The organism is Microbispora sp. NBC_01389, from assembly GCF_045040095.1.
In the GTDB taxonomy this organism is placed as follows: Bacteria; Actinomycetota; Actinomycetes; order Streptosporangiales; family Streptosporangiaceae; genus Microbispora.
Window position 1 is genome coordinate 4595815 of sequence record NZ_CP109552.1, and the last position, 25151, is coordinate 4620965.

26 protein-coding genes are annotated in these 25151 nt (G+C 72.1%); 15 read left to right on the forward strand and 11 right to left on the reverse strand.

All coding sequences use genetic code 11. From position 1 onward, the window contains the following. Positions 1-4: 4 nt before the first annotated feature. Both lpdA and OG344_RS20780 read right to left on the reverse strand, forming a co-directional pair. Positions 5-1384: a dihydrolipoyl dehydrogenase gene (gene lpdA / locus OG344_RS20775; protein ID WP_405084507.1), complete on the reverse strand. Its 1380-nt coding sequence runs from the start codon at positions 1382-1384 to the stop codon at positions 5-7. A gap of 127 nt (positions 1385-1511) precedes the next feature. Further along, positions 1512-3020, reverse strand: a complete 1509-nt coding sequence (locus OG344_RS20780; RefSeq protein WP_405084508.1) for a leucyl aminopeptidase — start codon at positions 3018-3020, stop codon at positions 1512-1514. Between the two features lie 114 nt (positions 3021-3134). Between OG344_RS20780 and OG344_RS20785 the strand changes: the two genes are divergently transcribed. The 3 genes from OG344_RS20785 (at position 3135) to OG344_RS20795 (ending at position 5709) form a co-directional block, all read left to right on the forward strand. Beyond that, a complete protein-coding gene (locus OG344_RS20785; protein ID WP_405084509.1) occupies positions 3135-3506 on the forward strand; it encodes a GntR family transcriptional regulator in 372 nt (123 codons plus the stop codon). Beyond that, positions 3503-4504: a DUF1648 domain-containing protein gene (locus OG344_RS20790; protein ID WP_405084510.1), complete on the forward strand. Its 1002-nt coding sequence runs from the start codon at positions 3503-3505 to the stop codon at positions 4502-4504. The genes OG344_RS20785 and OG344_RS20790 overlap by 4 nt, the downstream gene beginning before the upstream one ends. Before the next feature lie 182 nt (positions 4505-4686). Next, positions 4687-5709 (forward strand): CPBP family intramembrane glutamic endopeptidase, encoded by a 1023-nt coding sequence (locus tag OG344_RS20795; RefSeq protein WP_405084511.1) that lies wholly within the window; start codon positions 4687-4689, stop codon positions 5707-5709. Between the two features lie 21 nt (positions 5710-5730). Here OG344_RS20795 and OG344_RS20800 read toward each other — a convergent pair whose 3' ends face one another. After that, positions 5731-6567, reverse strand: coding sequence for an adenosylcobinamide-GDP ribazoletransferase (locus OG344_RS20800; protein WP_405084512.1), 837 nt, complete (start codon positions 6565-6567; stop codon positions 5731-5733). Positions 6568-6653: 86 nt separating this feature from the next. Next, on the reverse strand, positions 6654-7823 hold the full coding sequence (locus OG344_RS20805; RefSeq protein WP_405084513.1) for a bifunctional adenosylcobinamide kinase/adenosylcobinamide-phosphate guanylyltransferase: 1170 nt from the start codon (positions 7821-7823) through the stop codon (positions 6654-6656). 130 nt (positions 7824-7953) lie between these two features. On the opposite strand from OG344_RS20805, the gene OG344_RS20810 reads away from it, so the two are divergent. Beyond that, on the forward strand, positions 7954-8160 hold the full coding sequence (locus OG344_RS20810) for a hypothetical protein (protein WP_117409166.1): 207 nt from the start codon (positions 7954-7956) through the stop codon (positions 8158-8160). A 70-nt stretch (positions 8161-8230) separates the two neighbouring features. On the opposite strand, the gene OG344_RS20815 is transcribed toward OG344_RS20810, so the two are convergent. Beyond that, entirely contained in the window at positions 8231-9229 is a 999-nt protein-coding gene (locus OG344_RS20815; protein ID WP_405084514.1) for an aldo/keto reductase family protein, read from the reverse strand. Between the two features lie 63 nt (positions 9230-9292). Between OG344_RS20815 and OG344_RS20820 the strand changes: the two genes are divergently transcribed. After that, positions 9293-10471, forward strand: a complete 1179-nt coding sequence (locus OG344_RS20820) for a hypothetical protein (protein WP_405084515.1) — start codon at positions 9293-9295, stop codon at positions 10469-10471. Between the two features lie 101 nt (positions 10472-10572). Here the strand turns inward: OG344_RS20820 and OG344_RS20825 are convergent, their stop codons facing one another. After that, on the reverse strand, positions 10573-11190 hold the full coding sequence (locus tag OG344_RS20825) for a DUF3043 domain-containing protein (RefSeq protein WP_327044981.1): 618 nt from the start codon (positions 11188-11190) through the stop codon (positions 10573-10575). Positions 11191-11339: 149 nt separating this feature from the next. Between OG344_RS20825 and OG344_RS20830 the strand changes: the two genes are divergently transcribed. The 4 genes from OG344_RS20830 to OG344_RS20845 are packed head-to-tail and all read left to right on the forward strand — an operon-like array spanning position 11340 to position 13900. Then, the gene (locus tag OG344_RS20830; RefSeq protein WP_405084516.1) at positions 11340-12140 is read left to right on the forward strand and encodes a PspA/IM30 family protein; all 801 of its coding nucleotides are present in this window, start codon (positions 11340-11342) and stop codon (positions 12138-12140) included. Next, positions 12137-12415: a PspA-associated protein PspAA gene (locus OG344_RS20835; RefSeq protein ID WP_117409171.1), complete on the forward strand. Its 279-nt coding sequence runs from the start codon at positions 12137-12139 to the stop codon at positions 12413-12415. Before OG344_RS20830 ends, OG344_RS20835 begins: the two co-directional genes overlap by 4 nt. Then, positions 12415-13305, forward strand: coding sequence for a zinc metalloprotease HtpX (gene htpX / locus OG344_RS20840; protein WP_327044983.1), 891 nt, complete (start codon positions 12415-12417; stop codon positions 13303-13305). Before OG344_RS20835 ends, htpX begins: the two co-directional genes overlap by 1 nt. 46 nt (positions 13306-13351) lie before the next feature. Then, on the forward strand, positions 13352-13900 hold the full coding sequence (locus tag OG344_RS20845) for a hypothetical protein (RefSeq protein ID WP_405084517.1): 549 nt from the start codon (positions 13352-13354) through the stop codon (positions 13898-13900). A gap of 40 nt (positions 13901-13940) precedes the next feature. On the opposite strand, the gene nadA is transcribed toward OG344_RS20845, so the two are convergent. Beyond that, positions 13941-15095: a quinolinate synthase NadA gene (gene nadA / locus OG344_RS20850; protein WP_405084518.1), complete on the reverse strand. Its 1155-nt coding sequence runs from the start codon at positions 15093-15095 to the stop codon at positions 13941-13943. A gap of 196 nt (positions 15096-15291) precedes the next feature. Between nadA and erpA the strand changes: the two genes are divergently transcribed. Then, positions 15292-15645 carry an iron-sulfur cluster insertion protein ErpA gene (erpA, locus tag OG344_RS20855; RefSeq protein WP_327044986.1) on the forward strand — a complete coding sequence of 118 codons (354 nt, stop codon included), beginning with the start codon at positions 15292-15294 and terminating at the stop codon, positions 15643-15645. 191 nt (positions 15646-15836) lie between these two features. Next, complete coding sequence (locus OG344_RS20860; RefSeq protein WP_405084519.1) at positions 15837-16823, forward strand: carbohydrate kinase family protein; 987 nt, start codon at positions 15837-15839, stop codon at positions 16821-16823. 144 nt (positions 16824-16967) lie between these two features. On the opposite strand, the gene OG344_RS20865 is transcribed toward OG344_RS20860, so the two are convergent. Continuing rightward, a complete protein-coding gene (locus OG344_RS20865; RefSeq protein WP_405084520.1) occupies positions 16968-17288 on the reverse strand; it encodes a sulfurtransferase TusA family protein in 321 nt (106 codons plus the stop codon). Then, positions 17288-18421, reverse strand: coding sequence for an aminotransferase class V-fold PLP-dependent enzyme (locus OG344_RS20870; protein ID WP_327044989.1), 1134 nt, complete (start codon positions 18419-18421; stop codon positions 17288-17290). The genes OG344_RS20865 and OG344_RS20870 overlap by 1 nt, the downstream gene beginning before the upstream one ends. Positions 18422-18744: 323 nt before the next feature. Here OG344_RS20870 and coxB point away from each other — a divergent pair, with 323 nt between their 5' ends. From coxB to OG344_RS20890, 4 genes are all read left to right on the forward strand, one after another. Beyond that, a complete protein-coding gene (coxB, locus tag OG344_RS20875; RefSeq protein ID WP_405084522.1) occupies positions 18745-19440 on the forward strand; it encodes a cytochrome c oxidase subunit II in 696 nt (231 codons plus the stop codon). After that, complete coding sequence (gene ctaD, locus OG344_RS20880) at positions 19437-21101, forward strand: cytochrome c oxidase subunit I (protein ID WP_405084523.1); 1665 nt, start codon at positions 19437-19439, stop codon at positions 21099-21101. The genes coxB and ctaD overlap by 4 nt, the downstream gene beginning before the upstream one ends. Beyond that, positions 21098-21493 (forward strand): cytochrome c oxidase subunit 4, encoded by a 396-nt coding sequence (locus OG344_RS20885; RefSeq protein WP_327044992.1) that lies wholly within the window; start codon positions 21098-21100, stop codon positions 21491-21493. The genes ctaD and OG344_RS20885 overlap by 4 nt, the downstream gene beginning before the upstream one ends. A 180-nt stretch (positions 21494-21673) precedes the next feature. Then, complete coding sequence (locus tag OG344_RS20890; RefSeq protein WP_405084524.1) at positions 21674-22843, forward strand: Ig-like domain-containing protein; 1170 nt, start codon at positions 21674-21676, stop codon at positions 22841-22843. Between the two features lie 24 nt (positions 22844-22867). Here OG344_RS20890 and OG344_RS20895 read toward each other — a convergent pair whose 3' ends face one another. Beyond that, positions 22868-24022: an acyltransferase gene (locus tag OG344_RS20895; protein ID WP_405084525.1), complete on the reverse strand. Its 1155-nt coding sequence runs from the start codon at positions 24020-24022 to the stop codon at positions 22868-22870. After that, on the reverse strand, positions 24019-25125 hold the full coding sequence (locus OG344_RS20900; RefSeq protein ID WP_405084526.1) for an alpha/beta hydrolase: 1107 nt from the start codon (positions 25123-25125) through the stop codon (positions 24019-24021). Before OG344_RS20900 ends, OG344_RS20895 begins: the two co-directional genes overlap by 4 nt. Between the last annotated feature and the right edge of the window lie 26 nt (positions 25126-25151).

Genomic DNA, 25151 nt, shown 5'->3' on the forward strand with positions numbered 1-25151 from the left:
GGCTTCAGTTGTGGACGTGCAGCGGCTTGCCGGCCAGGGCCAGCATCGCCTCGCCGAGGGCCTCGGACTGGGTCGGGTGCGGGTGGATCAGCTGGGCGACGTCGGTGGCCGTGGCCTCCCAGTTGAAGATCAGCTGGGCTTCCGCGATCAGCTCGCCCACCCGGCCGCCGACCATGTGGACGCCGAGCACCCGGCCGTCGCGCTCGGCGACGACCTTGACCTCGCCCTGGGTCTGCAGGATCTTGCTCCGGCCGTTCCCCGCGAGGTTGTAGCTCAGCTCGACGACGTCGTGGCCGCGCTCACGGGCGACGGACGTGGCGATGCCGACCGACGCGACCTCGGGCTCGGAGTAGGTGATGCGCGGGACGCCGTCGTAGTCGATCGGGACCGGGCACAGGCCGGCGATGTGCTCGGCGACCAGGATGCCCTCGGCGAAGCCGACGTGGGCGAGCTGCAGCGTGGGGATCAGGTCGCCCACGGCGTACACGCCCGGCACGCTGGTCTGGCAGAACTCGTCGACGAGCACGTAGCCGCGCTCCATCGAGACGCCGTTCTCCTCAAAGCCGAGACCGGCCGAGACCGGGCCGCGGCCGACCGCGACGAGCATGATCTCGGCGTCGAGCGTCTTGCCGTTCTCCAGGGAGACGACGACCCCGGTGCCGGTGGTCTTGACGCTCTCGAACCGGGCGCCCAGCTCGTACTTGATGCCCCGGCGGCGGAAGGCGCGCTCCAGCAGCTTGGAGCTCGACTCGTCTTCCAGCGGCAGCAGGTGCGGCAGCGCCTCGACGATCGTGACCTCGGCCCCGAACGAGCGCCACACGCTGGCGAACTCGACGCCGATGACGCCGCCGCCCAGGATGACCACCGAGGACGGCACCCGGTCCAGGACCAGCGCGTGGTCGCTGCTGATCACCTTCTCGCCGTCGATGTCGAGGCCGGGCAGCGACTTCGGCACCGAGCCGGTCGCCAGCACGACGTTGCGGCCCTCGTACACCTGGTCGCCGACCGCCACGCGGCCCGGGCCGGCCAGGCGGCCCTCGCCCTCGACCACGGTGATCTTCTTGCTCTTGATGAGGCCGGCGAGACCCTTGTAGAGGCCCCCGATCACCTTGTCCTTGTACGCGTGGACGCCCGGGACGTCGATGCCCTCCAGCCGGGTGCGCACGCCGAACGACTCGCCCTCGCGGGCCTGGTCGGCCAGCTCGGCCGCGTGCAGCAGCGCCTTCGTGGGAATGCAGCCGCGGTGCAGGCAGGTGCCCCCGACCTTGTCCTTCTCGATGAGGACGACGTTCATGCCGAGCTCGGCCGCCCGGAGGGCACAGGCGTATCCACCGCTACCGCCACCCAGGACGACGATGTCGTAGGGGCCGCTGCCATCAGCCACTGGAATGCTCCTTGATCGTATTCACTCCGCCGGATAAGGCGGCATCTTCTCACTTGTCCCGGACGATCATGGCCCCGGCCCGCGGGCACGCCGCCACACGCCGTCCTCCTGCCGAGCCGTCCACCTGTTAAACAGTCCGCGCGGACGTGCCGTTCCCCGCGTACCGCTCGGCGATCGCGACGAGCGTGCGGGTCAGCGCGCCGGTGCCGCCCTTGGGCGTGTAGCCGTGCGCCTCGCCCTTGTTGAACGCGGGCCCGGCCATGTCCACGTGCGCCCACGGGACGCCCTGGGGCACGAACTCCCGCAGGAAGATGCCCGCGGCGAGCATGCTGCCCCAGCGCTCGGGCTGGAGGTTGGCGATGTCGGCGACCGCGGAGTCGAGCCCCTTGCGCAGCTCGGCGGGCAACGGCATGCCCCAGGCGCCCTCGCCCTGCTCGCCGGCGATGCGGACGACCTCCTCGCGCAGCGCGTCGTCGTTGGCCATCACCCCGGCCGTACGCCAGCCCAGCGCGACGATCTGGGCGCCGGTGAGGGTGGCGACGTCGATGATCACGTCGGGCGCGTCCTCGGTGGCGCGGGCGATGCCGTCGATCAGCACCAGGCGGCCCTCGGCGTCGGTGTCGAGCACCTCGACGGTCTTGCCGCTGTAGGTGTGCAGCACGTCGGAGGGGCGCTGGGCGCTGCCGGAGGGCATGTTCTCGGCCAGGCAGAGGTAGCCGACCACGTTGACGGGCAGGCCCAGCCGGGCGATCGCGAGAAGCGCGCCGAACACGGCGCCCGCGCCGCCCATGTCGGACTTCATCCAGTCCATCGCGGCGCTGGGCTTGAGGGACAGGCCGCCGGAGTCGAACGTGATGCCCTTGCCGACGAAGGCCACCTTCTTGGAGGCATCGGGGTGGCTGTAGGCGAGGCGGACCAGGCGGGGTGGGTTGACCGACCCCTGGCCGACGCCGACGATGCCGCCGAACCCCTCCTCCTTGAGCCGCACCTCGTCCCAGACCTCCACCGAGAGGCCGGCCTCGCCGCCCTTCTCCTGCGCGATCTCGGCGAAGCGCGCGGGCCACAGGTCGGACGGCGGCGTGTTCACCAGATCGCGGACGAGGGTGACCGACTCGGCGACCGTCGCCGAGCGCTCGGCGGCCTCCTCGGCCCCGGCCGCGCCGGACAGGACGACGATCTCGCCGACGGGCGGCCTGCGGTCGCCGCCGGTGCGATATCGCGTGAAGTCGTAGGCCCCCAGCAGGCCGCCCAGCGCCACGGCCGCCGCCTCCGCGGCCGTACGGGCGGGCAGGGCCAGCGCCGCGGACGGCGTGCCGGCGAGCGACCGTACGGCCGCTCCGGCCGCCCGGCGCAGGGTTTCCTGGTCGTAGTCGCCCTCGGGCGCCTCGCCCAGACCGACGGCGACGGCGAGGGGAGCGGGCAGCTCGCCGAAGGTCGGAATCTTCACGACCTCCTCGGGCTTGCCCGTGAACCCCATCGCCGTGAGGATCTCGGCCAGCCGGCCGTCCAGGGCCTGGTCGAGGCCTTCGCCGCCCGGGGCCGTGCGTGGGCCGTCGGGGGTCGTATGGATGCCGACTATGAGGGCGCCGGTCTCGGTGGAGACCGCGTCAGACGCGTTGATACGCACTGTGGTCACGTGAGCCGATGCTAGCTGGGCTTACTCGGCTACGCATAAACGAGGGGTCATCCCATCTATTGCCGCGATGGATGGTGCTGTTGGAAACAGCACCAACCGGCAAATAATGCTAATGTGGCTAGCACCATGTTGCTCACGCTCGATCTCAACGACCCACGTCCCCTGCACGAGCAGGTGAGCGCGGCCATCAAGCGCGCGATCACCACCGGGGACGTCACGCCCGGCGACCGGCTGCCGCCGGCCCGGGACCTGGCCGCCGCACTGGGGGTCAACGCCAACACGGTCCTGCGGTCGCTGCGCGAACTGCGGGACGAGGGCCTGCTGGAGTTCCGCCGGGGGCGCGGCGTGTCCGTGCTCCGGCGGCCCGACGGGCGTGCGGCGCTCCGGACCCGCGTGCGCGACCTGCTCGACGAGGCCGCCCACTACGGGTTCGGCCCCGGAGACGTCCTCGCCATCGTGAAGGAACACATGAAGGAATCGCCATGACCCATCCGCACCGGACCTCCGACCCGGGCGTGCGCGCTCGCTTCCTCCTGGCCGCCACGGCCTGGACCGTCCTGGTCGCCGCCGTGCTCGTGGCGGTTCCGCTAACCTTCGCCGGCCGGCTCCCCGATCCCGTCGCGAGTCACTGGGGGCCGTCCGGGCGGCCCGACAGGTCCATGCCGGCGGCCGCGCTGACGCTCTTCGCCCTGGTGTGGCTCGTGGTCGCGGGGACGGGCCTCGTCGGGCTGGCGCGGGCGCGCGGGGAGATCCGCAGGGCGACACGCGCCTGGTTCGCGGCCGGGCTGGGCTGGATCGGCGGCTTCCTGATCGGCATCCAGGCGGTCACGATCGCCGCCAACCTCGACCGGGACGGCTGGAGCCGGGCGGCCTCGCTGAGCTGGCAGGTCGCGGTGGTCGTCGTGGGCGCGTTCGTGCTGGGGGCGCTGGGCAGGCTCGCCGGGCGGCTCGGCCCGGACGACGCGCCGCCGGAGCGGGAGCGGCCGGGTCCGCTGATCGACCTCGATCCCGGGAGGCGGCCGGTATGGGTGTCCACCGCCACGGCGCCCTGGGCGGTGGGGCTGGGGGTCGTGGCGTCCGCCGCGGCGCTGTCGTTCGCCGCCGCCGCTTTGTGGGGCCTGGCCCCCGCGGGCTGGTCCACCGCCCTCCCGCTCGCCCTGGCGGGCGTGGTCGGCCTGGCGGTGTCGTCGGTCTCCGTACGGATCGCGCCCGAAGGGCTGACCATGGCGTTCGGCCCGCTACGGTGGCCCTCGCGCACCGTACGGCTGGACCGGATCGAGCGAGCCTGGGTGGAGTGGAGGTCTCCTGTGCAGGTGGGCGGATGGGGCATCCGCGGCCTGCCGGGCAGGGCCACCATCATGATCCGCGGAGGTGAGTGCCTGGTCGTGCGCTACACCTCCGGCGGGCAGCTCGCCGTCAGCGTCGACGACGCCGAGACCGGCGCCGCCCTGCTCAACGCCCTCGCCGCCCGCAAGACCGCCTGACTCGTCGGCTCGGCGCCGCGACCCCACCCCATCGCCCCACCGTCGTCGCCCCACCGTCGCGGCGCTCCGCGGGGCGAACGCCCACCTCGTCCGACCGTGGTCTCACCGCCCGCGACACCGCCTCACCGTCGTGCCGCTCCGCGGGGGTCCGCAGTCCGTCCACCGCCGTCCTCGTTCGAAAGGTGACGACCGTGATCCGGCGCCACGCCGATGTCCTCCTCTTCCTCCTCGTCGCGTTCGGGGCCTCGTGGCTGATCGCGCTGCCCGTCTGGCTGGGGGCCGTACGGCTCGGCACGCCGGCCTTCGCGCTGGTCGGGGGGCTGATGATGCTGACGCCCTCCCTCGGCGTAATGGCCGTGCGGGTCCTGCGGCGGCGCGGCACGCCATTGAAGGAGTGGGCGCGGACGACCGGGCTCACGCTCGGACCGGACCGGGGAAGGACCGCCGCGCTCCTGGCGGCGGTCCTGCTCGGCGTGCCGCTCCTCGTGGCCGTCGCCCTCCTGATCAGCGCCGCCACCGGCATGATGAGCCTCGATTTCGCGGGGCTGAGCCTGTTCCGCGAGCAGCTGGGCGCGGCCCTCGACCGGGTGCCGCTGGACCCGCGGATCCTGTACGTCGTCCAGGCCGTGCAGGCCGTGCTGATCGCCCCGTTCATCAACGCGATTCCCGCGCTCGGGGAGGAGTGGGGCTGGCGGGGCTGGCTGCTGCCGCGCCTGCTCGGCGACCCCGCCGTCACGCCCCCGCCCGCCCCTGGGCACGTCGGCGCCGGGAACGCGGGGGTCACGAACACCGGCACCGAGGTTCCGGGCGCCGGGGACGGGGTCGCGGGGGAGCGGCGCGGACGCCGGGTGTGGCCCGCGCTGGTGCTGTCCGGGGTGATCTGGGGTCTCTGGCACGCTCCCCTCACGCTGAAGGGATACAACTACCCGGCACTCGGCGCCTGGGCGGCGGCGCTGTTCGTCGGCTTCTGCGTCGTCTTCGGGGCGCTGCTCGGCTGGATGCGGCTGCGCTCGCGCAGCGTGTGGCCCGCGGTCATCGCACACGGCTCGTTGAACGCGGTGGCGGGCCTGGCGCTGCTCCTCGGCGACGCGGGCGCCCCGCCGAACCCGGCGCTCGCCGGGATCACCGGGATCGTCGGCTGGGTGCTGCTCGCGGTCGTCGTCTTCGTCGCCTTCCGCCTGCGTCCGGTGTCCGCGCCGCGCTGACCCGCCCAGCCGGGTCAGGCGTCAGACGAGGACGGCGGCGGCCAGCAGCGTCGCCGTCGTGGCCGTCTCCACCAGGGCGCCGAGCACGTCGCCCGTGATGCCGCCCAGCCGCCGTACGGCCCGGCGGCGCAGCAGGGCGGCGGACACCAGCCCGGCGGCCATCGCCAGGAGCAGACCGGCGGTGACGCTGAGACACGGATCGTCCGAGAGGCGGTACAGCAGACCGGCGGGCTCCGCTCCCGCGTAGGCGACCGTCACCGCGACGAGACCGGCGAGAGCCACGACGGCAGCGGTGACGACGGTCGCCGCGACGGCCGCGCTCCGCCGTACGGTGCCCGCGACCAGAGCGCCGAGGCCGCCCGGCCGGGCGGCGGGCACCCCCGCGCGGCAGGCCCAGGTGACGGCGAGCCTGCCGGTCGCGGTGGCCGTCACCAGCACGGCCCAGGCGAACGGCCCGGCCCGCTGGAGCGTCGCGACCTGGAGAAGCAGGGTGATCAGGAGGGTGACGACCCCGAACGGCCCGATGTCGGAGCGCTTCATCACGTCGAGCGCCCCCCGGGCCGGCTTTCCGCTGCCGAGCCCGTCGGCCAGGTCCGCGAGGCCGTCGAGGTGCAGGGCCCGGGTCAGCCAGGCGAGCGTCCCGACCGCGAGGACGGCGCCGATCAGCGGCGAGCCGGACGCCGCTCCGGCGACCACGAACACGGCGGAGCCCGCCACACCGAGGGCCATCCCGGCGAACGGCGCCAGGGACATGGCGCGCCCCGCCACCAAGCGGTCGACCGGCACGGGCGGCACCGGGAAGATCGTGAGGGTTCCCACGGCGAACCACCAGGCCGCACCGGGGCGCACACGACTCACGCGGGGGGCATCGGGCACGAGGCTCGATGGTAGCGGCCCCCTGGCTCACGGCTTGCCGCCGGTGAGGGGCGTCGAGGGGGTCGCGATCAGATGGGCAGAGGGACGACCCGGCCGGCGACCACGAGGGCGACCTCCTCGGACTCCCGGGCGAGTGCCTGGTTGAGGCGGCCGAGCGCGTCGCGGAACAGCCTGCCGGCGGCGGTGGCCGGAACCACCCCCAAGCCGGTTTCGTCGCTCACCGCCACCACCCGGGCGCGGGCGCCGCGCCAGGCGTCCACCAGCGCCTCGCACCGCTCCTCCACCTGGTCGAGAGCGAGGCGGCGAAGGTCGTCCGGGCGGGTGTCGCCGGGCCAGGCGCCGGACTCGTCGAACACGGCGGCGAGCCAGGTGCCGATCCCGTCGACGAGGAACGTCCCCCGTCCGCCGGAGAGCACCGCCGCGAGATCGGTGGTCTCCACGGTCCGCCAGTGTGCGGGGCGTCGTTCCCGGTGAGTCCGTACGCGGGCCAGCCAGTCCGGGTCGTCGCCCCCGGAGGGCCCGGTCGCGACGTAGGTCACCTCGGGCTCGGCGGCGAGGCGCAGCTCGGCCTCCTCGGACTTGCCCGACCGCGACCCGCCGAGCAGCAGCGTGCGGCGGGGCCGCCCGCCGGTGGCCTCGGAAGGACCGCCTGTGATCGGTGTGCTCGCCGTGCGGATGACGGTTCCGTCGGGGACGGCCTCCGCTCCCCAGAAACCGAGCCTGCGGGCGAGCTCGCCCTCCGAGGGGACGCGATGGCAGAGGTTCACCGCGATGATCCGGGTGCTCGGCGTCACGCGCCCCCGCCGGCGCAGGTCGCCCAGCCGTTCCGGCCGGTCCGGCAGATCGATGAGCACCACGTCGAAGGGCGAGTCAGGAGGCGGTCCGTCGCCGGGCTCGCCATGGCGGGACGGCGGGCCCACGGCATACAGCAGCCGGCCGCCCTCGGGCGCGGTGACCTCGCGGCCGTCCGAGGTGCGGAGCAGCCGGTATCCCTCGGGCAGGCCCTCCTCGACCCCCGGGTGCGGTCCGGCCGGAGCGTCCGGTCCCGTCGCGATGTCCGACGCGGTCGCGGGGCCCGCCTCCGAAGGCTGTCGTGACGGAGCGAGCCGTACGCGTTGGTCGACCAGGATGGACGCGGGACGCCGGTGGCCGGGATCGAGACGCCCGCAGGACGCGCAGGCGCAACCGGGCACGGGCCAGCCCTCGGAGCCGCCGGTGCCCTCCACCCGGACCTTCATGTCGCCCCCTTCCGCGCTCCGCCGAGATCGGGTAGCCAGGATAGGGTCCGGCTGCACGGCCGTCGCGTCGCGGCGGCCCGGCGTGAGTCCCGGGCGCGGGGACGGCGAGGAAGCGAAGGAGCGGGTGCGGATGATTTGGCGGTGGCGTTACGAGGACGCGAACGGCGGCGAGGTCACGGACCGCCCGCTGCCCCGGGAGATCTTCTCCAGCCAGTCGGACGCGGAGTCGTGGCTGGGGGAGAGCTGGCGCGAGCTGCTGGAGGCCGGCGTCGAGCAGGTGTCGCTGCTGGAGGACGAGCGGGTCGAATACTCGGGGATGTCCCTGCGCGCCGAGTGAGACGGCGCTCGCCGCCCGGGCCCCGCGAGTGCGGGAGCCGGGCGGCGCGCCGGCATGAGCGGGCGGGACGTCAGGGACGGCTGGACGGGCTGACGGTCTTGGCCGGGTCACGCTCGACGACCGGCTCCAGCGCGTCGTCGATCTTCTTGAGCACATCGGCGTCGAGCTTCACGCCGGTGGCCTTGACGTTGTCGCGCACCTGCTCCGGCTTGGTCGCCCCGACGATGGCCGACGACACGTTGGGGTTCTGCAGCACCCACGCCACGGCGAGCTGGGCCATCGACAGGCCGAGGTCGGCCGCGATCGGCTTGAGGTCCTGCACCCGCCGCAGCACGTCGTCGCGCATCAGCCGGTCGATGAAGCCCGAGCCGGTGGAGTCGGTGGCGCGCGACCCGGCCGGCGGCGGCCGGCCGGGCAGGTACTTGCCGGTCAGCACGCCCTGCGCGATGGGCGACCAGACGATCTGTCCGAGGCCCTCCTTCTCGCACAGCGGCACGACCTCGGACTCGATGACCCGCCACAGCATCGAGTACTGCGGCTGGTTCGACACCAGCCGGTCGAACCCCATCTCGTCGGCGATCTTCAGCGCCCGCGCGATCTGGTCGGCCGTCCACTCGCTGACGCCGACGTAGAGGACCTTGCCCTGCCGTACGAGGTCGTCGAACGCGCGCAGGGTCTCCTCCAGCGGCGTCTCGACGTCGAAGCGGTGCGCCTGGTAGAGGTCGACGTAGTCGGTCTGCAGGCGGCGGAGCGAGCCGTTGATCGACTCGGTGATGTGCTTGCGGGACAGTCCCCGGTCGTTCCTGCCCTCGCCCGTCGGCCAGTAGACCTTCGTGAAGATCTCCAGCGACTCGCGGCGCACGCCCTTCAGCGCGCGGCCGAGCACCTCCTCCGCCCGGGTCCCGGCGTAGACGTCGGCGGTGTCGAAGGTGGTGATCCCCTCGTCGAGGGCCGCGCGGACGCACTCGACGGCGGCGTCCTCCTCCACCTGGGAACCGTGGGTGATCCAGTTTCCGTAGCTGATCTCACTGACCATGAGGCCGCTGCGGCCAAGATGACGGTATTCCATGTGCTTGACATTAGGTCATGAGTCTCGGTACCCCGGTGATCGGATCGCGGTAAGGTGCCCGGCGTGCGCCGGTTGATCTCTTCTCGTCCCGTACGGCTGGCACTGCTGGCCGCGCTGGTCGCCGGGGCCGCCGCCGGGCTGGTCCTGGCCGTAAGGCGGCGCCGCCCCGCCGCTCCCGTACGGCCGTCCGGGGCCGCCAAGCCGGGAGGGGAGAGCGGTGACACGGAGGACCGGCGCGGCCCGGAGCCGGTGCTGGGACGGGCCACCGAGGAGGACCTGGAGCGGTACCGGCGGCCGGAGGGCGGCGCTCCCGTCTTCCGCCTCCTGCGGGGCCTCCCGCCGGTCAGGGGGCTCGTGCCGCCGCGCGGGACGAGGGCGCGCCGCTGGACGGCGGCGGCGGTCGTCTCGCTCGGCCTGCTGGTCCTCGGCGGGCAACTGCTGGAGAGCGCCGTGTTCGGTCCGGACGCCTGGACGTCGTACGGCTGGACGTCCGACGAGGGCGGCCACACCGAGCAGTGCCCGGCGGACGCCTGCGAGCCGGGGCAGGGCGACGCGCTCCTCTTCGGCGAGCCCGGCTGTACGGACGAGTGCGGGGCGCCGGGCGCCGCGTACGCGGAGGACGGGGAGCCCGCCACGGCGGAGCCGGAGACGTCTCCCGACCCCCGCTGCGTGCTCCATCCGGCGCCCCGGGGAAGGCCATCCGTACGGCCGGTCTCCCGCCGCGTGAGCGCCGGGGTGAACCGGCAGTGGCGGCGCATCGAGCGATGGCTCAGGGCGCACGCGCCGCGGACGTACGCCTCCCTGAACGGCCCGGCCACCCCGCGACTGGTGGCCAGGGCGGAGGCACGGATCGGGACCCGGCTGCCCGACTCCCTGCGGGCGTCGCTGCTGCGCCACGACGGTTCGCGTGGCGGCGCGAGCTTCCGGCTCCCGCCGTTCCACCTGATGATGAGCACAAGTCAGATGGTCTCCGCCTGGCCGGAGGCGTGCGGGGTGGGCGGCATCCCCGTCGCCTTCGCCGACGACTCCGACATCTCCGACGACTCCGGCGACTACCTTGTGACCGACGCCGCCACCGGCGGGGTCGGCGAGGCGTCGCCGGACCTGCCGTACTACGAGGCCGACTGGTCGTCCTACTACGCGCTGCTGAAGGCCACGGCCGACGCACTCAGCCGTGCCGCCGAGGTCGACGGTTTCCGGCCGGTGGTGCGTGGCGGCGCGCTGGACTGGACGTCCGCCTGATCCACGGCTGAGCTGATCCGGCGAGCGGGCGTGACCGAGCCGGCGTCACCGTGCGGGGATCACCGTACGAGAGTCACCGTACGAGGATCACCGTACGGGCGTCACTTCTTGAGCTCGACCGGGATGCCGCCGGGCAGGACGGTGGGCTTGGGGAAGCGCAGGCGCCGCATCTGCGACGAGCGCATCGCCGCGTAGAAGCCGATGCCCTTGAGGCTCTCACCCGGGAACTTCTCCGCCGCCTCCTTCTTCACGCGCCCGGCGACGTAGAACGAGCCGGCCAGCACCAGCACCATCACGACCGGCAGGGAGAGCGTGTAGACCAGGAGGACCGCCGAGCGGATCTGGATCGGGAACGGCACCATCGACAACAGCATGATGACGAAGACGACGGGCAGGAAGTACTGCCCCGGCAGGCGCCGCGAGTCGACCCAGTCACGGGCGAACTTGCGGACCGGGCCGCGGTCGCGTACGGGGAGCGCCCGGTCGTCACCGCGCAGCATGGCCTCACGCTGCCGGGACCGCAGCGCCTTGTCGCGCTCGCGGGCCAGGCGGTAGGCCTCTTTGCGGTTCGAGGGCGCGGTCACCGGGGAGCGGCGGCGGCCCTGTGCCTCGCTCCGTTTGGGAGTGGGACGGCCCTTGCCCGGGGTGCCGTGGGGCTTAGGATCCTCTACAGGGACGGGGGAGTCCTCCGCAGAGGTCTGGGTGCGACGTCGGAACACGTCACTCAGCCTACCGGGAGTGCAACTTAGTGACGCCCTCGCGCGTTATGCGTAGGGTGAACCCAGGCGGTTCCGCCGCCTGGGCAAGGGGCTTTAAGACGGCTGGGGTCACCCACGCAGGACCTTGGAGAAGGGGACGGCCGACGCGCATGAGCGTGATGAAGAGACTTTCCATGATCTTCAAGTCCAAGGCCAATAAGGCCTTGGACAAGATGGAGGATCCGCGGGAGACGCTGGACTATTCCTACCAGCGTCAGCTTGAGCTGCTGCAGAAGGTCCGCCGTGGCGTGGCCGACGTGGCCACCAGCCGCAAGCGGGTGGAGCTGCAGATCAACCAGCTCGAGAGCCAGACCGCGAAGCTGGAGAACCAGAGCAGGCAGGCGCTGTCGGCCGGGCGCGAGGACCTCGCTCGCGAGGCGCTGGCCCGCCGAAACGGCCTGAACGCGCAGATCGCCGACCTGCGGATCCAGTACAGCAACCTCCAGGGCGAGGAGGAGAAGCTCACCCTCGCCAGCCAGCGGCTGCAGGCCAAGGTCGACTCCTTCCGTACGAAGAAGGAGACCATCAAGGCCACCTACACGGCGGCCGAGGCCCAGACGCGGATCAACGAGGCGTTCTCCGGCATCTCGGAGGAGATGGGCGACGTCGGCCTGGCCATCCAGCGGGCCGAGGACAAGACCGCGCAGATGCAGGCCCGTGCCGGTGCGATCGACGAGCTGCTGGCCAGCGGCGCGCTGGACGACTTCACCGGGCAGCGCGACGACATCCAGGCGGAGCTCGACCGCATGGGCGGCGGCCAGGACGTGGAGCTCGAACTGGCCAGGATGAAGGCCGAGCTCGGTCAGGGCCCGGCGCCGCAGAGCGCCATCGAGGCTGGGCAGCAGGGCCAGGCGGCCCCGTCCGCCCAGCAGCACACGCAGCAGCTCCGTAAGCCGGGGGAGGGGTTGTGATAGTCCGGATCATGGGCGAGGGGCAGGTGGAGATCGCCCCCGCCGACATCGACGTGCTGAACGAGCTCGACGGTGAGCTTGAGGCCGCCATCGAGACGGATGACGAGACGCAGTTCCGTGCCAAGCTGCACGCGCTGCTCGACAAGGTCCGCGACGTCGGCAGGCCGCTGGCGGACGACTCCCTGGAGCCGTCCGAGCTGATCCTGCCGCCGGCCGACGCCTCGATCGAGGAGGTGCGGGAGATGCTCGGGGACACCGGGCTCATTCCCGGCTGATGGCTTCCACGCGATTCGCCCCTGATCGCGGCCTGAGCGTGCGGATGACCGTGACGATGTTCCTGCTCGGGCTGCTCTACGTGGCGTTCATGGCCGTCCTGATCGCCGCGGGCGTCCGGGCGGTCATGGTCCTCGTGATCGCCGCGGGTCTCCTGCTGGTGCAGTACTTCCTGTCCGACAAGATCGCGCTGTTCGCGATGAACGGACGGGAGGTCTCCCCGCAGGAGGCTCCCGAGCTGCACGGGATCGTCGACCGGCTGAGCGCGATGGCGGGGATGCCCAAGCCGCGGGTGGCGATCGCCGACTCCGACATGCCGAACGCGTTCGCCACCGGGCGCGACCAGAAGCACGCGGTGGTCTGCGTGACCACGGGCATCCTCCGCCGGCTCGACGCGCAGGAGCTCGAAGGGGTGCTGGCGCACGAGCTGTCGCACGTCGCCCACCGGGACGTCGCGGTGATGACGATCGCCTCGTTCCTCGGGATCGTCGCCGGGTTGATGACCCGTTTCTCGCTGTACGCCGGGCTGGGCAACCGCAGGAACGACAACGGCCCGCCGATCGGGCTGATCATCTTCGCGGTCTCCGGCCTGGTCTACGCGGTCAGCTTCCTGCTGACGCGGGCGCTGTCGCGGTACCGGGAGCTCGCCGCCGACCGCGCGGGCGCGCTGCTCACGCAGCGGCCGAGCGCCCTGGCCAGCGCCCTCACCAAGATCAGCGGGGACATCGCCCGGATCCCGACCCGGGACCTGCGCGAGGCGCAGCCGTTCAACGCCTTCTACTTCGCGCCCGCGCTGTCGGGCCAGAGCGTCGCCGCGCTGCTGTCGACCCACCCGCCGCTGGAGCGGCGGCTGGAGCAGCTCGCCCGGATCTCCGCGGCCCTGGGCCGCTGATGACCGGCCGGATGGACGGGGAGCGGCTGATGGCCGGGGAGCGCTGATGGGCTGGTTCGACGCCCTGCTCGGCCGGTCCAAGGCCGCGAGACCGGACCTGGACGCGTTGTTCGCCCTGCCGTCCGCCGCCGTCACCCTCCGGGCCGCCACCGGGTTCGCCCCGGTGGGCACCGGGTCGGTCTGCTTCCGGGCGGCCGAGGGGGGCGCGTTCGCCCGGCTCCAGCAGGAGATCGAGGCCCTGATGGGCGAGACGCGGGTGTCGCAGGACGCGTACGGCTACACCTGGCTGTCGGTGCGCAACCCCGACGTGGCCGGGCTCGTGACCGACCTGCACGCCGCGAACTCGTCGCTGGAGTCGGCCGGGTTCGGGCCCTCGCTGCTGTGCACGCTGGTGACGTTCGCCGATTCCGCGCAGCGGAAGCTGGCGATCGTCTACCTCTACAAGCGCGGCACGTTCTACCCGTTCGCTCCCGCCGGGGAGCCGCGCCGCGACAACGCCCTGGAACTGCAGGTGCGGGGCGTCCTGGAGCAGGAACTCAGGATCGAGCCCGATCTCGCGAGCTGGTTCCCCGTCTGGGGCGCGCCGGGCCTGTGAGACCCGGCGCGGACTCGGGGGCGCCTCTTGTGTCTCCTCGTTACGGCAGGGCGAGCATGCGGTCGAGGGCGACCTTGGCCCAGTGGGTGGTGTCGGCGTCGACCGTGATCTGGTTGACGACCTGGCCCGCGGCCAGCGACTCCAGCGCCCAGACCAGGTGCGGCAGGTCGATGCGGTTCATCGTCGAGCAGTAGCACACGGTCTTGTCGAGGAACGTGATGGTCTTGTCGGGGAACCGGTTCGCCAGGCGGCGCACCAGGTTCAGCTCCGTGCCGACTGCCCAGGAGGACCCGGCGGGAGCCTCTTCCAGCTTCTTGATGATGTACTCGGTCGAGCCGACGAAGTCCGCCTTGTCGACGACCTCGTGCCGGCACTCGGGGTGGACGAGCACGTTCACGCCCGGGATGCGGGCGCGCACCTCGTCCACGCACGCCTCGGAGAAGCGGCCGTGGACCGAGCAGTGGCCCTTCCACAGGATCATCTTCGCGTTCTCGAGCTGTTCGCGGGTGAGGCCGCCGTTCGGGCGGTGCGGGTTGTAGACCACGCAGTCGTCGAGCGACAGGCCCATCTCCAGCACGGCCGTGTTGCGCCCGAGGTGCTGGTCGGGCAGGAACAGGACCTTCTCGCCCTGTTCGAAGGCCCAGTCGAGGGCGCGCCGCGCGTTCGAGGAGGTGCACACGGCGCCGCCGTTGCGCCCGCAGAACGCCTTGATGTCAGCACTGGAGTTCATGTACGTGATCGGCACGACGCGGTCGGCGATCCCGGCGTCCTCCAGGGCGTCCCAGCAGTCCTCCACCTGGGAGAAGGTGGCCATGTCGGCCATCGAGCAGCCGGCGGCCAGGTCGGGGAGGACGACCTTCTGCGTGTCGCCGGTCAGGATGTCGGCGGACTCGGCCATGAAGTGGACGCCGCAGAAGACGACGTACTCGGCCTCCGGCCGGGCCGCGGCCTCACGGGCGAGCTTGAACGAGTCGCCCGTCACGTCGGCGAACTGGATGACCTCGTCACGCTGGTAGTGGTGACCGAGCACGAACAGCCGGTCGCCCAGCCGCTCCTTGGCCGCGCGGGCTCGCTCCACCAGCGCCGGGTCGGACGCGGCGGGCAGCTCGCCCGGGCAGTCGACGCCGCGCTCGCTGTGCGCGTCGGTGCCCTGGCCGAGGATGAAGAGCGGAAGGCCGGTCTCGGTGATCGTCACGACCACACCCCCTCGGGGACTTATCGTCTAACTGACGACTAATCATTACACATCGTTTCGCCCTGTTCGTCCGCAGGGTTGCGGGGGCGGCCATGGAATGTGTAGGGAGCGGCGGGTGTTGGTAGCGTCTAGATAGGACGTCAGAACCATTCGACCGCTCCGGGTGGGCGGTTGGCGCAGACGCGGGAGTCAGCACATGACGGTTGAGAGCAGCGAGACCACGCAGCAGGGCCTGATCCTGACTGACGCGGCCTCCGCGAAGGTCAAGAACCTGCTCGAGCAGCAGGGCGAGGAAGGGCTGCAGCTCCGGGTGGCCGTCCAGCCGGGTGGCTGTTCCGGTCTTCGCTACCAGCTCTTCTTCGACGACCGTTCCATGGACGGCGACGTGGTCTCCACCTTCGGCGGCGTGAACGTCGTCACCGACCGGATGAGCGCGCCGTACCTCGTCGGCGCCACGGTCGACTTCGTCGACACGATCGAGAAGCAGGGCTTCACGATCGACAACCCCAACGCGACGGGCTCGTGCGCCTGCGGCGACTCGTTCAACTGACGGCGCCGCCGCGCCCGGCGGCCGGGATCCGAGCGCCCCGTACGGACACCGTCCGTGCGGGGCGTCGTCGTGCCCGAGACGGTACGCTCGACAGGTTCGGCGGGATGGCGGGATGACTGTCCCCGCCCGTGTCTTCCTGCCCCTGTCTTTCTGACTGTCTCCCTGATGCTGACAACGAGGAGAATGACCCCGTGCGCATCGCCGTCACCGGCTCCATCGCCACCGACAACCTGATGACGTTCCCCGGCCGCTTCGGCGACCAGCTGATCGCCGAGCAGCTCGACCGGGTGTCCCTGTCGTTCCTCGTCGACGATCTGCAGATCCGCCGCGGCGGCTGCGCGGGCAACATCGCCTTCGGGATGGGCTGCCTGGGGCTCACCCCGATCCTCGTCGGCGCGGTCGGCACCGACTTCGCCGACTACCGCTCCTGGCTGGAGCGGCACGGCGTGGACTGCGGCTCCCTCCACGTCTCCGAACTGCGCCACACCGCGCGCTTCCTGTGCACCACGGACGAGGACCACAACCAGATCGCGTCGTTCTACACCGGCGCCATGGCGGAGGCCCGGGAGATCGAGCTGGCCCCGATCGCCGAGCGGGTGGGCGGGCTCGACCTGGTCCTGATCAGCCCCAACGACCCCGACGCGATGCTCCGGCACACCGACGAGGCGCGCACCCGCGGCATCCCGTTCGCGGCCGACGTGTCGCAGCAGCTCGCCCGGATGCCCGGCGAGGAGATCCGCAGGCTCGTCGACGGCGCGGCCTACCTGTTCAGCAACGACTACGAGCTCGGGCTCATCGCGCAGAAGACCGAATGGTCGGACGAGGAGATCCTCGACCGGGTCGGCGTACGGGTGACCACCCTCGGCCCCAAGGGCGCCAGGATCGACCGCGGGGGCGAGCCCTCGATCCACGTCCCGCCGGCTCCCGAGCTCGGCAAGGCCGACCCGACCGGGGTGGGCGACGCCTTCCGGGCCGGGTTCCTCGCGGGTCTCGCCTGGGGGCTGTCGCTCGAACGCTGCGGCCAGATCGGCAACCTCATCGCGACCCACGTGCTGGAGCGGGTCGGCGGCCAAGAGTACGAGCTGCGCCAGAGCGTCTTCGTGGAGCGCTTCGCCGCGGCGTACGGCCAGGAGGCCGCGGACGAGGTGGCCGCCCACGCCCGCTGCCACTACGCCTGAGGCTCAGGCCTCCCCGTACCGTCGTGACTCGTGGTTCGCCCCCGGAAGGGCTTGCGGCGAACCACGAGGCCGCCGGCGGTCACGACCCTGGTCAGTTGCGGCGGCCCTGGTTTGTTGCGGCGGCCCTGGTCAGTTGCGGCGGACCTAGTAGTTGCGGCGGACGTGGATGGACCAGCCGCCCTGGGGGAGCTCGTAGCTGGCCACGTGCTCGTGTGACTTCAGCCGGCACCAGGCCGGGACGTCGGTGAAGGCGGCGGGATCGTCGGCCAGCACGGCCACCACCCCGCGCACGGGCACCTGGTTGATCCGCTCGGCGAGCATGATGATCGGGATCGGGCACTTGCGGCCCAGCGCGTCGATCGTCAGCGCGGGGGCCTCCGCGGGCTGGGGTGGCGCTTCCGGTTCCTCGGCCCCCCGATGCCGATCCGTCCGGGTGTCCCGGCCGTCCGGCCGTCTGCGCCACATCACCGCACCCCCAAGCTCGACCGGATCCGCCGTACGATGCCCGGCAGCACCGCGAGGAACCGATCGACGTCGTCCTCGGACACGCCACGGGGCAGCGATACCCGGACATTCCCATGCGTAAGCACGCCCATTGCTTCGAGGACGTGCGATGGACGAAGCGTACTCGCCGTGCAGGAACTTCCGGACGAGACGGCGAAACCGGCCTTGTCGAGCTCGGTCAGCAGCGCCTCGCCCTCGACGTACAGGCAGGAGAAGGTGACGATGTGCGGCAGGCGCAGGTCCGGGTCGCCGACGACCTCGACGTCGGGCACCAGCCGGGGCACCTCGGCGCGGATCCGTGCGGTGAGGGCCGACAGCCGCCGCCCCTCGGCCTCCGCCTCCGCCGACCGCGCGCGCAGCGCCGCCGCGGCGGCCACGATCGCGGGCACGTTCTCGAAGCCCGGCACGCGCCGCCGTTCCCGTTCGTCCTCCGGCAGCGGCGAACGCCAGCGGACCCCCTTGCGGACCGCCAGCACGCCCACCCCCGCCGGGCCGCCCCACTTGTGGGCGCTCGCGGTGAGCACCGACCAGCCCCCGGGGACCGGCAGGCGGCCCGCCGACTGGGCGGCGTCGGCCAGCAGCGGCACACCGGCCTCCTGACACGCCCGCGCCGCCTCCTCGACCGGCTGGAGGGTCCCGACCTCGTGGTTGGCCGTCTGCAGGCACGCGAGGGCGGCTCCCGGGCGCGCGACGGCCGCGGCGAACGCCTCGGCGTCCACCCGGCCCGTACGGCCGACGCCCACGATCTCCACCTCGCCGCCGTCGCGCTCGTGGACCTGCCCGGCGTGCAGGACGCTGGAGTGCTCGACCGCGCTCGCCACCAGGCGGCGCCCGGCCCGGCGGCGGCCCGCCAGCGTGCCGAGGACCCCGAGGTGGACGGCCTGCGTCCCGGAGGAGGTGAACGACACCTCGTCGGCGCGGGCGCCGATCAGTTCGGCTACCTCTGCCCGCGCGCGCTCCAGTAACATCTGGGCGCGGCGCGCCGCGCCGTACAGGCGGGCGGGATCGGCCCATCCGGCGTCGATCGCCGTCAGCAGGGCGTCACGCGCCGCGGGATGGAGAGGTTCGGTCGACGCCGCGTCGAGGTAGGCCACGGTTAGGACATTAACGGGGGCTGCTCCGAGGGGCGGCGCCGGTCCGCGCTAATGTGTCCCCCAGCGTGAACTCAACCAAGTAAAGGGCAGACCGGCGGAAACATCGCAGCCGGTCGCACCTTTGGGTCAAATTGGAAAACCCGCCCAAGGGAGGAACTCTTGGGCTTCATCTGTGGGGTAGGCGATCCGTGAGTCCGACCCGCCGTACGACACGGCGACCGTGGGCACGCCGCCGGTTGCCCGGAGCCGCCGCCCTGGCGCTGCTGGTGGCGTCCGGGACGGCGTGTAGCAGCCAGGCGATCGATCAGTGGTCTCGTGGTGGCATGCCGGTAGGCGCCACCAAGCAGGCCGGCATCGTCCAGACGCTCTGGAACGGGAGCTGGATCGCGGCTCTCGCCACCGGCGTGGTCGTCTGGGGCCTGATCCTGTGGGCGTGCGTGTTCCACCGCAAGAAGAAGAACAGCCCCGACGAGCTGCCTCCGCAGGTGCGCTACAACCTGCCGATCGAGATCCTCTACACGGTGGTCCCGGTCATCATGGTGGCGGTCTTCTTCTACTTCACGGCTCGTGACGAGACCGAGCTCACGCGGATGACGAACGACGCCCCGGTCAAGGTGGCCGTCGAGGGCTACCAGTGGAGCTGGCGCTTCACGACCGACTACCAGGGCCAGAAGGCCGTGGTCGCGGGCGTGCCGGTGGACCTGAGCAAGCAGAGCGTCGAGAACCCCCAGGGTCCGCAGCTCGTGCTGCCGGTCAACACCCAGGTGCAGTTCGACCTGCACTCGCCCGACGTCATCCACTCGTTCTGGGTGCCGGCGTTCCTGTTCAAGCAGGACGTCTTCCCGGGCAACGTGGTGAACCACTTCCAGATCACGACGCTCGGCAAGCCGGGTGTCTTCGTCGGCCGATGCGCCGAGCTCTGCGGCACCGACCACAGCAGGATGCTGTTCTCCGTGAAGCTCGTCCCCCAGGCCGAGTTCGACCAGTACATCAAGAGCCAGGCGGGGAGTGCGCAGTGACCGCCATCCAGGAACCGGCCGGCGTCGCCGCACGGCCGTACACCAAGGGCACGGTCATCGCCAAGTGGCTGTCCTCGACCGACCACAAGGTGATCGGGCACCTCTACCTGATCACGTCGTTCGTGTTCTTCCTCATCGGCGGCGTCATGGCGCTGGTGATGCGCGCCGAGCTCGCCCAGCCCGGGCTGCAGTTCGTGTCGTCGGAGCAGTTCAACCAGCTGTTCACGATGCACGGCACGATCATGCTGCTGATGTTCGCGACGCCGCTGTTCGCGGGCTTCGCCAACGAGCTGATGCCGCTGCAGATCGGCGCTCCCGACGTGGCGTTCCCGCGGCTCAACATGGTGAGCTACTGGCTCTACCTGTTCGGCAGCACCATCGCCGTCCTCGGCTTCTTCACCCCGGGCGGGTCCGCCTCCTTCGGCTGGACGGCGTACGCGCCGCTGTCGAACGCGGTGACCTCGCCGGGCCTCGGCAGTGACCTGTGGGTGATGGGCCTGGCGATGTCCGGCCTCGGCACGATCCTCGGCGCGGTGAACTTCATCACCACGATCCTCACCATGCGGGCTCCCGGCATGACGATGTTCCGGATGCCGATCTTCACCTGGAACATCCTGCTGACCAGCATCCTGGTGCTGCTGGCCTTCCCCGTGCTGGCGGCGGCGCTGCTCGCCCTGGAGGCCGACCGCAAGCTCGGCGCGCACATCTTCGACTCGCCCACCGGCGGCGCGATGCTGTGGCAGCACCTGTTCTGGTTCTTCGGCCACCCCGAGGTCTACATCATCGCGCTGCCGTTCTTCGGCATCATCACCGAGATCCTGCCGGTCTTCAGCCGTAAGCCGATCTTCGGGTACGTCGGCCTGGTCGGCGCGACCATCGCCATCGCGGGCCTGTCGGTCACGGTGTGGGCGCACCACATGTTCGTCACCGGCCAGGTGCTGCTGCCGTTCTTCTCGTTCATGACGTTCCTCATCGCCGTGCCGACCGGAGTGAAGTTCTTCAACTGGATCGGCACGATGTGGCGGGGACACCTGTCGTTCGAGTCGCCGATGCTGTTCGCCGTCGGCTTCCTGGTGACCTTCCTGTTCGGCGGCCTGACCGGCGTCATCCTGGCCTCGCCGCCGCTCGACTTCCACATCAGCGACACCTACTTCGTCGTCGCCCACTTCCACTACGTGGTCTTCGGCACCGTGGTGTTCGCGATGTTCGCGGGCTTCTACTTCTGGTGGCCCAAGTTCACCGGGAAGATGCTCAACGACAAGCTCGGTAAGGTCCACTTCTGGATGCTGTTCTTCGGCTTCCACCTGACCTTCCTGGTGCAGCACTGGCTGGGCGTCATCGGCTTCCCGCGGCGGTACGCCGACTACTCGCCGGTGGACGGCTTCACCGACCTGAACATGATCTCCTCGGCCGGCGCGCTCCTGCTGGGCGCGTCCACGCTGCCGTTCCTCTACAACGTGTGGCGGACCTGGCGCTTCGCGCCCAAGGTCACCGTGGACGACCCCTGGGGCTTCGGCGGCTCGCTCGAATGGGCGACCTCCTGCCCGCCGCCGCGGCACAACTTCCTGTCGCTGCCGCGGATCAGGTCCGAGCGCCCGGCGTTCGACCTCAAGTATCCGCACATCACGGCCAAGCCCGAGCTCGTGGAGGAGGCCCGATGAAGATCCAGGGCTGGATGTTCCTGCTCTGCGGCGTCTTCTTCGCCGCGGCCGACGTGGTCTACTGGTTCTGGTCCAAGGAGCCGACCGGCACGACCGCCATGGCGATCTCCGTCGGCCTGGCCCTGATGATCGGCTACTACCTGCTGTTCACGGCGCGGCGCATCGGCGACCAGCCGGAGGACGACAAGGAGGCCGAGATCAGCGACGGCGCGGGCGAGATCGGCTTCTACAGCCCGCATAGCTGGTGGCCGCTGTTCGTCTGCCTGTCGGCCGCGCTCACGTTCTTCGGCTTCGCCGTGGGCATGTGGCTGTTCTTCGTCGGCGTGTTCTGCACGCTGATGAGCATGATCGGGTTCGTCTTCCAGTACTACCGGGGCAACTTCTCGCACTGACCCCTGACCCGGCGACGGCCGGCCGGCGATCCCGCCGGCCGGCCGTTCGCGTGTGCGCCAGGCCGGTTTTCCGCCGGCCTCCGGCGCCGTCGTTCTTTGCCGACCTTCGGTACGGCGTCTGCTCGCTGGGGACGTGCCCGGGGAATACTTCCCGGAAAGCGACCTGAGAGGGAGACGGACGTGCGTGCTCGTGCGGGGGCGCTGGCCCTTCTCGTGGTGGTGGCCGGGTGTTCCCTCTCCGACCGAGGGGACGAGGAACGCCGGTCGGGAACGCCGATCAGCATCACCCCGCTGGACGGGGCCGGGGAACTGCCGCCGGAACTGCCCATCCTCGTCGGCGCCGCGGGCGGCACCCTGACCCATGTGGCCGTACAGGCCGCTGGGCAGCCCGTGGAGGGCGTGTTCAGCGCCGACCGGTCCCAATGGCGCAGCGCCCGTCCCATGACCCCTGGCACGTCCTACAGCGTCGAGGCGACGGCCACCGGCCCGGACGGCCCGGCGAGCAGGACCGCCCGCTTCTCCACGCGGCCGGCCGCCAAGACCTTCGCCGTCGCCACCCTGGTGCCGAACAAGGAGGACACCGGCCTCACGGTCGGCGTCGGGATGCCGATCATCCTGACCTTCGACAAGCCCGTGACCGACCGGGTGTCGGTGGAGCGCAACCTCTTCGTGCAGGCGTCCAAGCCCGTCGACGGCGCGTGGCACTGGCTCGACGCCAAGAACGTCGTCTTCCGTCCCCGGCACTACTGGCCGCCGTACACGAAGGTCCGGGTGACCGCCCGCCTCGCCGGGATCAGGGGCGGCGACGGCATGTACGGCAAGCAGGACTACGTCCGCGACTTCAGGATCGGCCGGTCGCAGATCAGCGTGGCCGACACCCAGACGCACCACATGAAGATCGAGCTGGACGGCCGGCAGATCAAGGACATGCCGATCAGCGCGGGGAGCGGCGACGTCTTCCGCCACAACACGACCAGCGGCGTCCACGTGGCGATGTCCAGGGAGGACGTCACGGTCATGACCTCCCCGGACGCCGGTCCCGGCCAGGCGGGCTACTACGAGACGACCGTGTACAACAGCGTCCGGATCTCCAACACCGGCGAGTACGTCCACGGCGCTCCCTGGTCCGTCGGCGACCAGGGCAACTCCAACGTCAGCCACGGCTGCGTGAACGTCAGCCCGGAGAACGCCAAGTGGTTCAAGAACAACACCCTCGTCGGCGACCCCATCGTCGTGACCGGGACTCCGCGCAAGCTGGACGCGGACAACGGGTGGAGCTACTGGCAGGACGACTGGCCGGCGTGGCTCAAGCGCAGCCGCCTGCGCGCCGCCCTCTCCGACCCCCTCTGACCGGCCCCCTTTGACCGGCCCCGCTCACCGGCTCCGCCGGGCGGCCGACGGGGCCGGGGCCGGTCCGGGGGTCCGTTCACGCCGCCTCTCGTAGCCGTGGAACGCGGCCCAGCAGACGGCCAGGGCCGCGGCGAACGCCGGCAGCCACGCCAGGCGGGCGGCCACCCAGCCGGGATCGCCGGGGACGGTGTGCAGGCCGGGCAGCGCCCGGCCGGCGAGCCGCAGGGCCGCCGCCGTGACCGCGATCATGGTGGTCTGGTGCCAGAGGAAAATCGTCATCGCGGAGAGGTTGGCCGCGGCCACGAGCGCCCAGGCGGTGGGGCGGAGCAGCACCCGTCGCAGCGGGCCGGACAGCACCAGGGCCGCCCCGCACTGGGCCAGCCCGAACGTGACGGCCGCCAGGGTGGGCGGAGCCTGGTTGGAGACCGGCGCGCCCGGCACCCCGACCATGGACGCCGGATAGCCGGCCCACAGGACGAGGCCGGCGGTGGCCGCGGCCCCGCCGAGCAGCAGCGCCCATCCGGTCATCCGGGTGCCCAGGCGCCCACGCGCCCACAGGGCGCCGAGGGAGTACGGCACCAGCCAGCCGGTCCCCACGTTGATCCAGCCGAGCCAGGACGGCCCGCCCAGGCCGAACCGCACGAGGTCGACGGCCGCGACGGCGGCGAGCGGCCCGACGGGGTGCAGCCGGGCGGTGAGCGGGGTCGCCGCCGTCAGCGCCGCGAAGACCACCAGGAACCACATCGGCGACCACACCAGCTTGACCAGCGCGTACACGGTCCCGGGGTCGGCGCCCGCGGCGAGCGTCGCGACCGCAACCGCGCTCCACACTCCCAGCACGGGCGCGACCGGGCGGAACAGGCGGGCCGTCCGGGCGGCGGCCCAGCGCATGTGGCCGGCGCCCCGGTCCCGGGCCCGGCCGTGGCTCTCCACGGCCACCCGCCCGCCCACGAAGAAGAACACCGCCATGGTCTGCAGCAGCCAGGAGACGGGCGCGAGCCACGGCATGTACTTCAGCGGGCTGGTGACGCGCAGAGCGCCGCTGTCGGCGACCGGCGCGGTCACCAGCCAGTGGCCGAGCACCACCCCGAGGATGGCGAGGGCACGCAGCGCGTCGACGGCGCGGTCGCGCCCGGCAGGGGTCGTCTGTTCGACGCGCCGGACGAGGTCACCGATCACGACCCCGCCTCGGCGCTCGCCTGCCCGGAGACGATGCGGGCGATGTCGGCCAGCGCGGGGGAGCCGTCCTTCAGGTAGTCGCTGTGGCCGCCGCCCCCGGCGGCGAAGATCCGTGCGCCGAACCGGGGATCCACGGGGTCCGCGCCGAGCCCGATCGTGCCGAAGGGCAGGCGCACCGCCGCGTGCGGCAGGTGGCCGACCCAGTCCCCGGTGCCTCGGGCGGCCCAGACGGCGGCACGGGTGCCCATCGACGCGGCGTCGTCCACCCCGGCGCCGGGGCTGCCGTAGAGGACGACGTCCGCGACGTCCAGGCCGTGCGCGGCCCGGCCGCACACCACGCCGCCGTACGAGTGACACAGCAGGCTGACGCGAGCGGCGGGCTTGAGCCCGACCAGGTCCCGTACGAAGGCGCGCAGGGTGGGGGCGGCCTCGTCGGCGCGGCCGGGGGTCGCCGCCGCGAGGCTCACCGTGCTCGGGGTCCGGTACCCGAGCCAGGCAATGACGGCTCCCCGGCCCCCGAGCGCCCGCTGCAGCCGCATCGAGCCGCCCCGCAGCAGTCCGTACGTGTCGAGGCCGGTGCCGGATCCGGGGACGATCACCGCGATGCGGTCGGCCCCGGCCAGGTCGCCGAACACCTCGGCGGCCCGTCCGCCGTCCCGGCCGTCGAAGGACAGGAAGTGCCGCGCCGGATCGGCCATGGCACGCAGCATGGCGGCCCGCCACCGGTGGCCGCGCGCCGCCGCGGCCCGCATGGCCGCCTCGACGGCGCGCCGGGTGGCGGCGTACCGGTCCGCCAGAGCGGTGGGGGTCGCGGCCCGCAGCGGGGGCAGGGGCGGCGGGACGGGCGCGGGGACCGCCTCGGGACGCGCCGCGCCGATCACCGGGACGGCCAGCGAGGCGGTGACGAGCGCGGCCAGCAGCCTCCGGCGTCGCCGGGCCGGGCGTGGGCGGCTCCGGCCCAGACGGCTCCGGGTCAGCGGGCTCTGGGCCGGGCCGTGGCGGAGGAAGGCGAGAGAGACGCGTCCTATGTCCCTGCCGCCGGGCGGGAGGGCGGGCGGCGGCGGTATCCGGTCAGGGGCCGGCGGTCGTGGGGAGTCGATCACCCGGTTCACGGTGTCGCGAGGCGCGT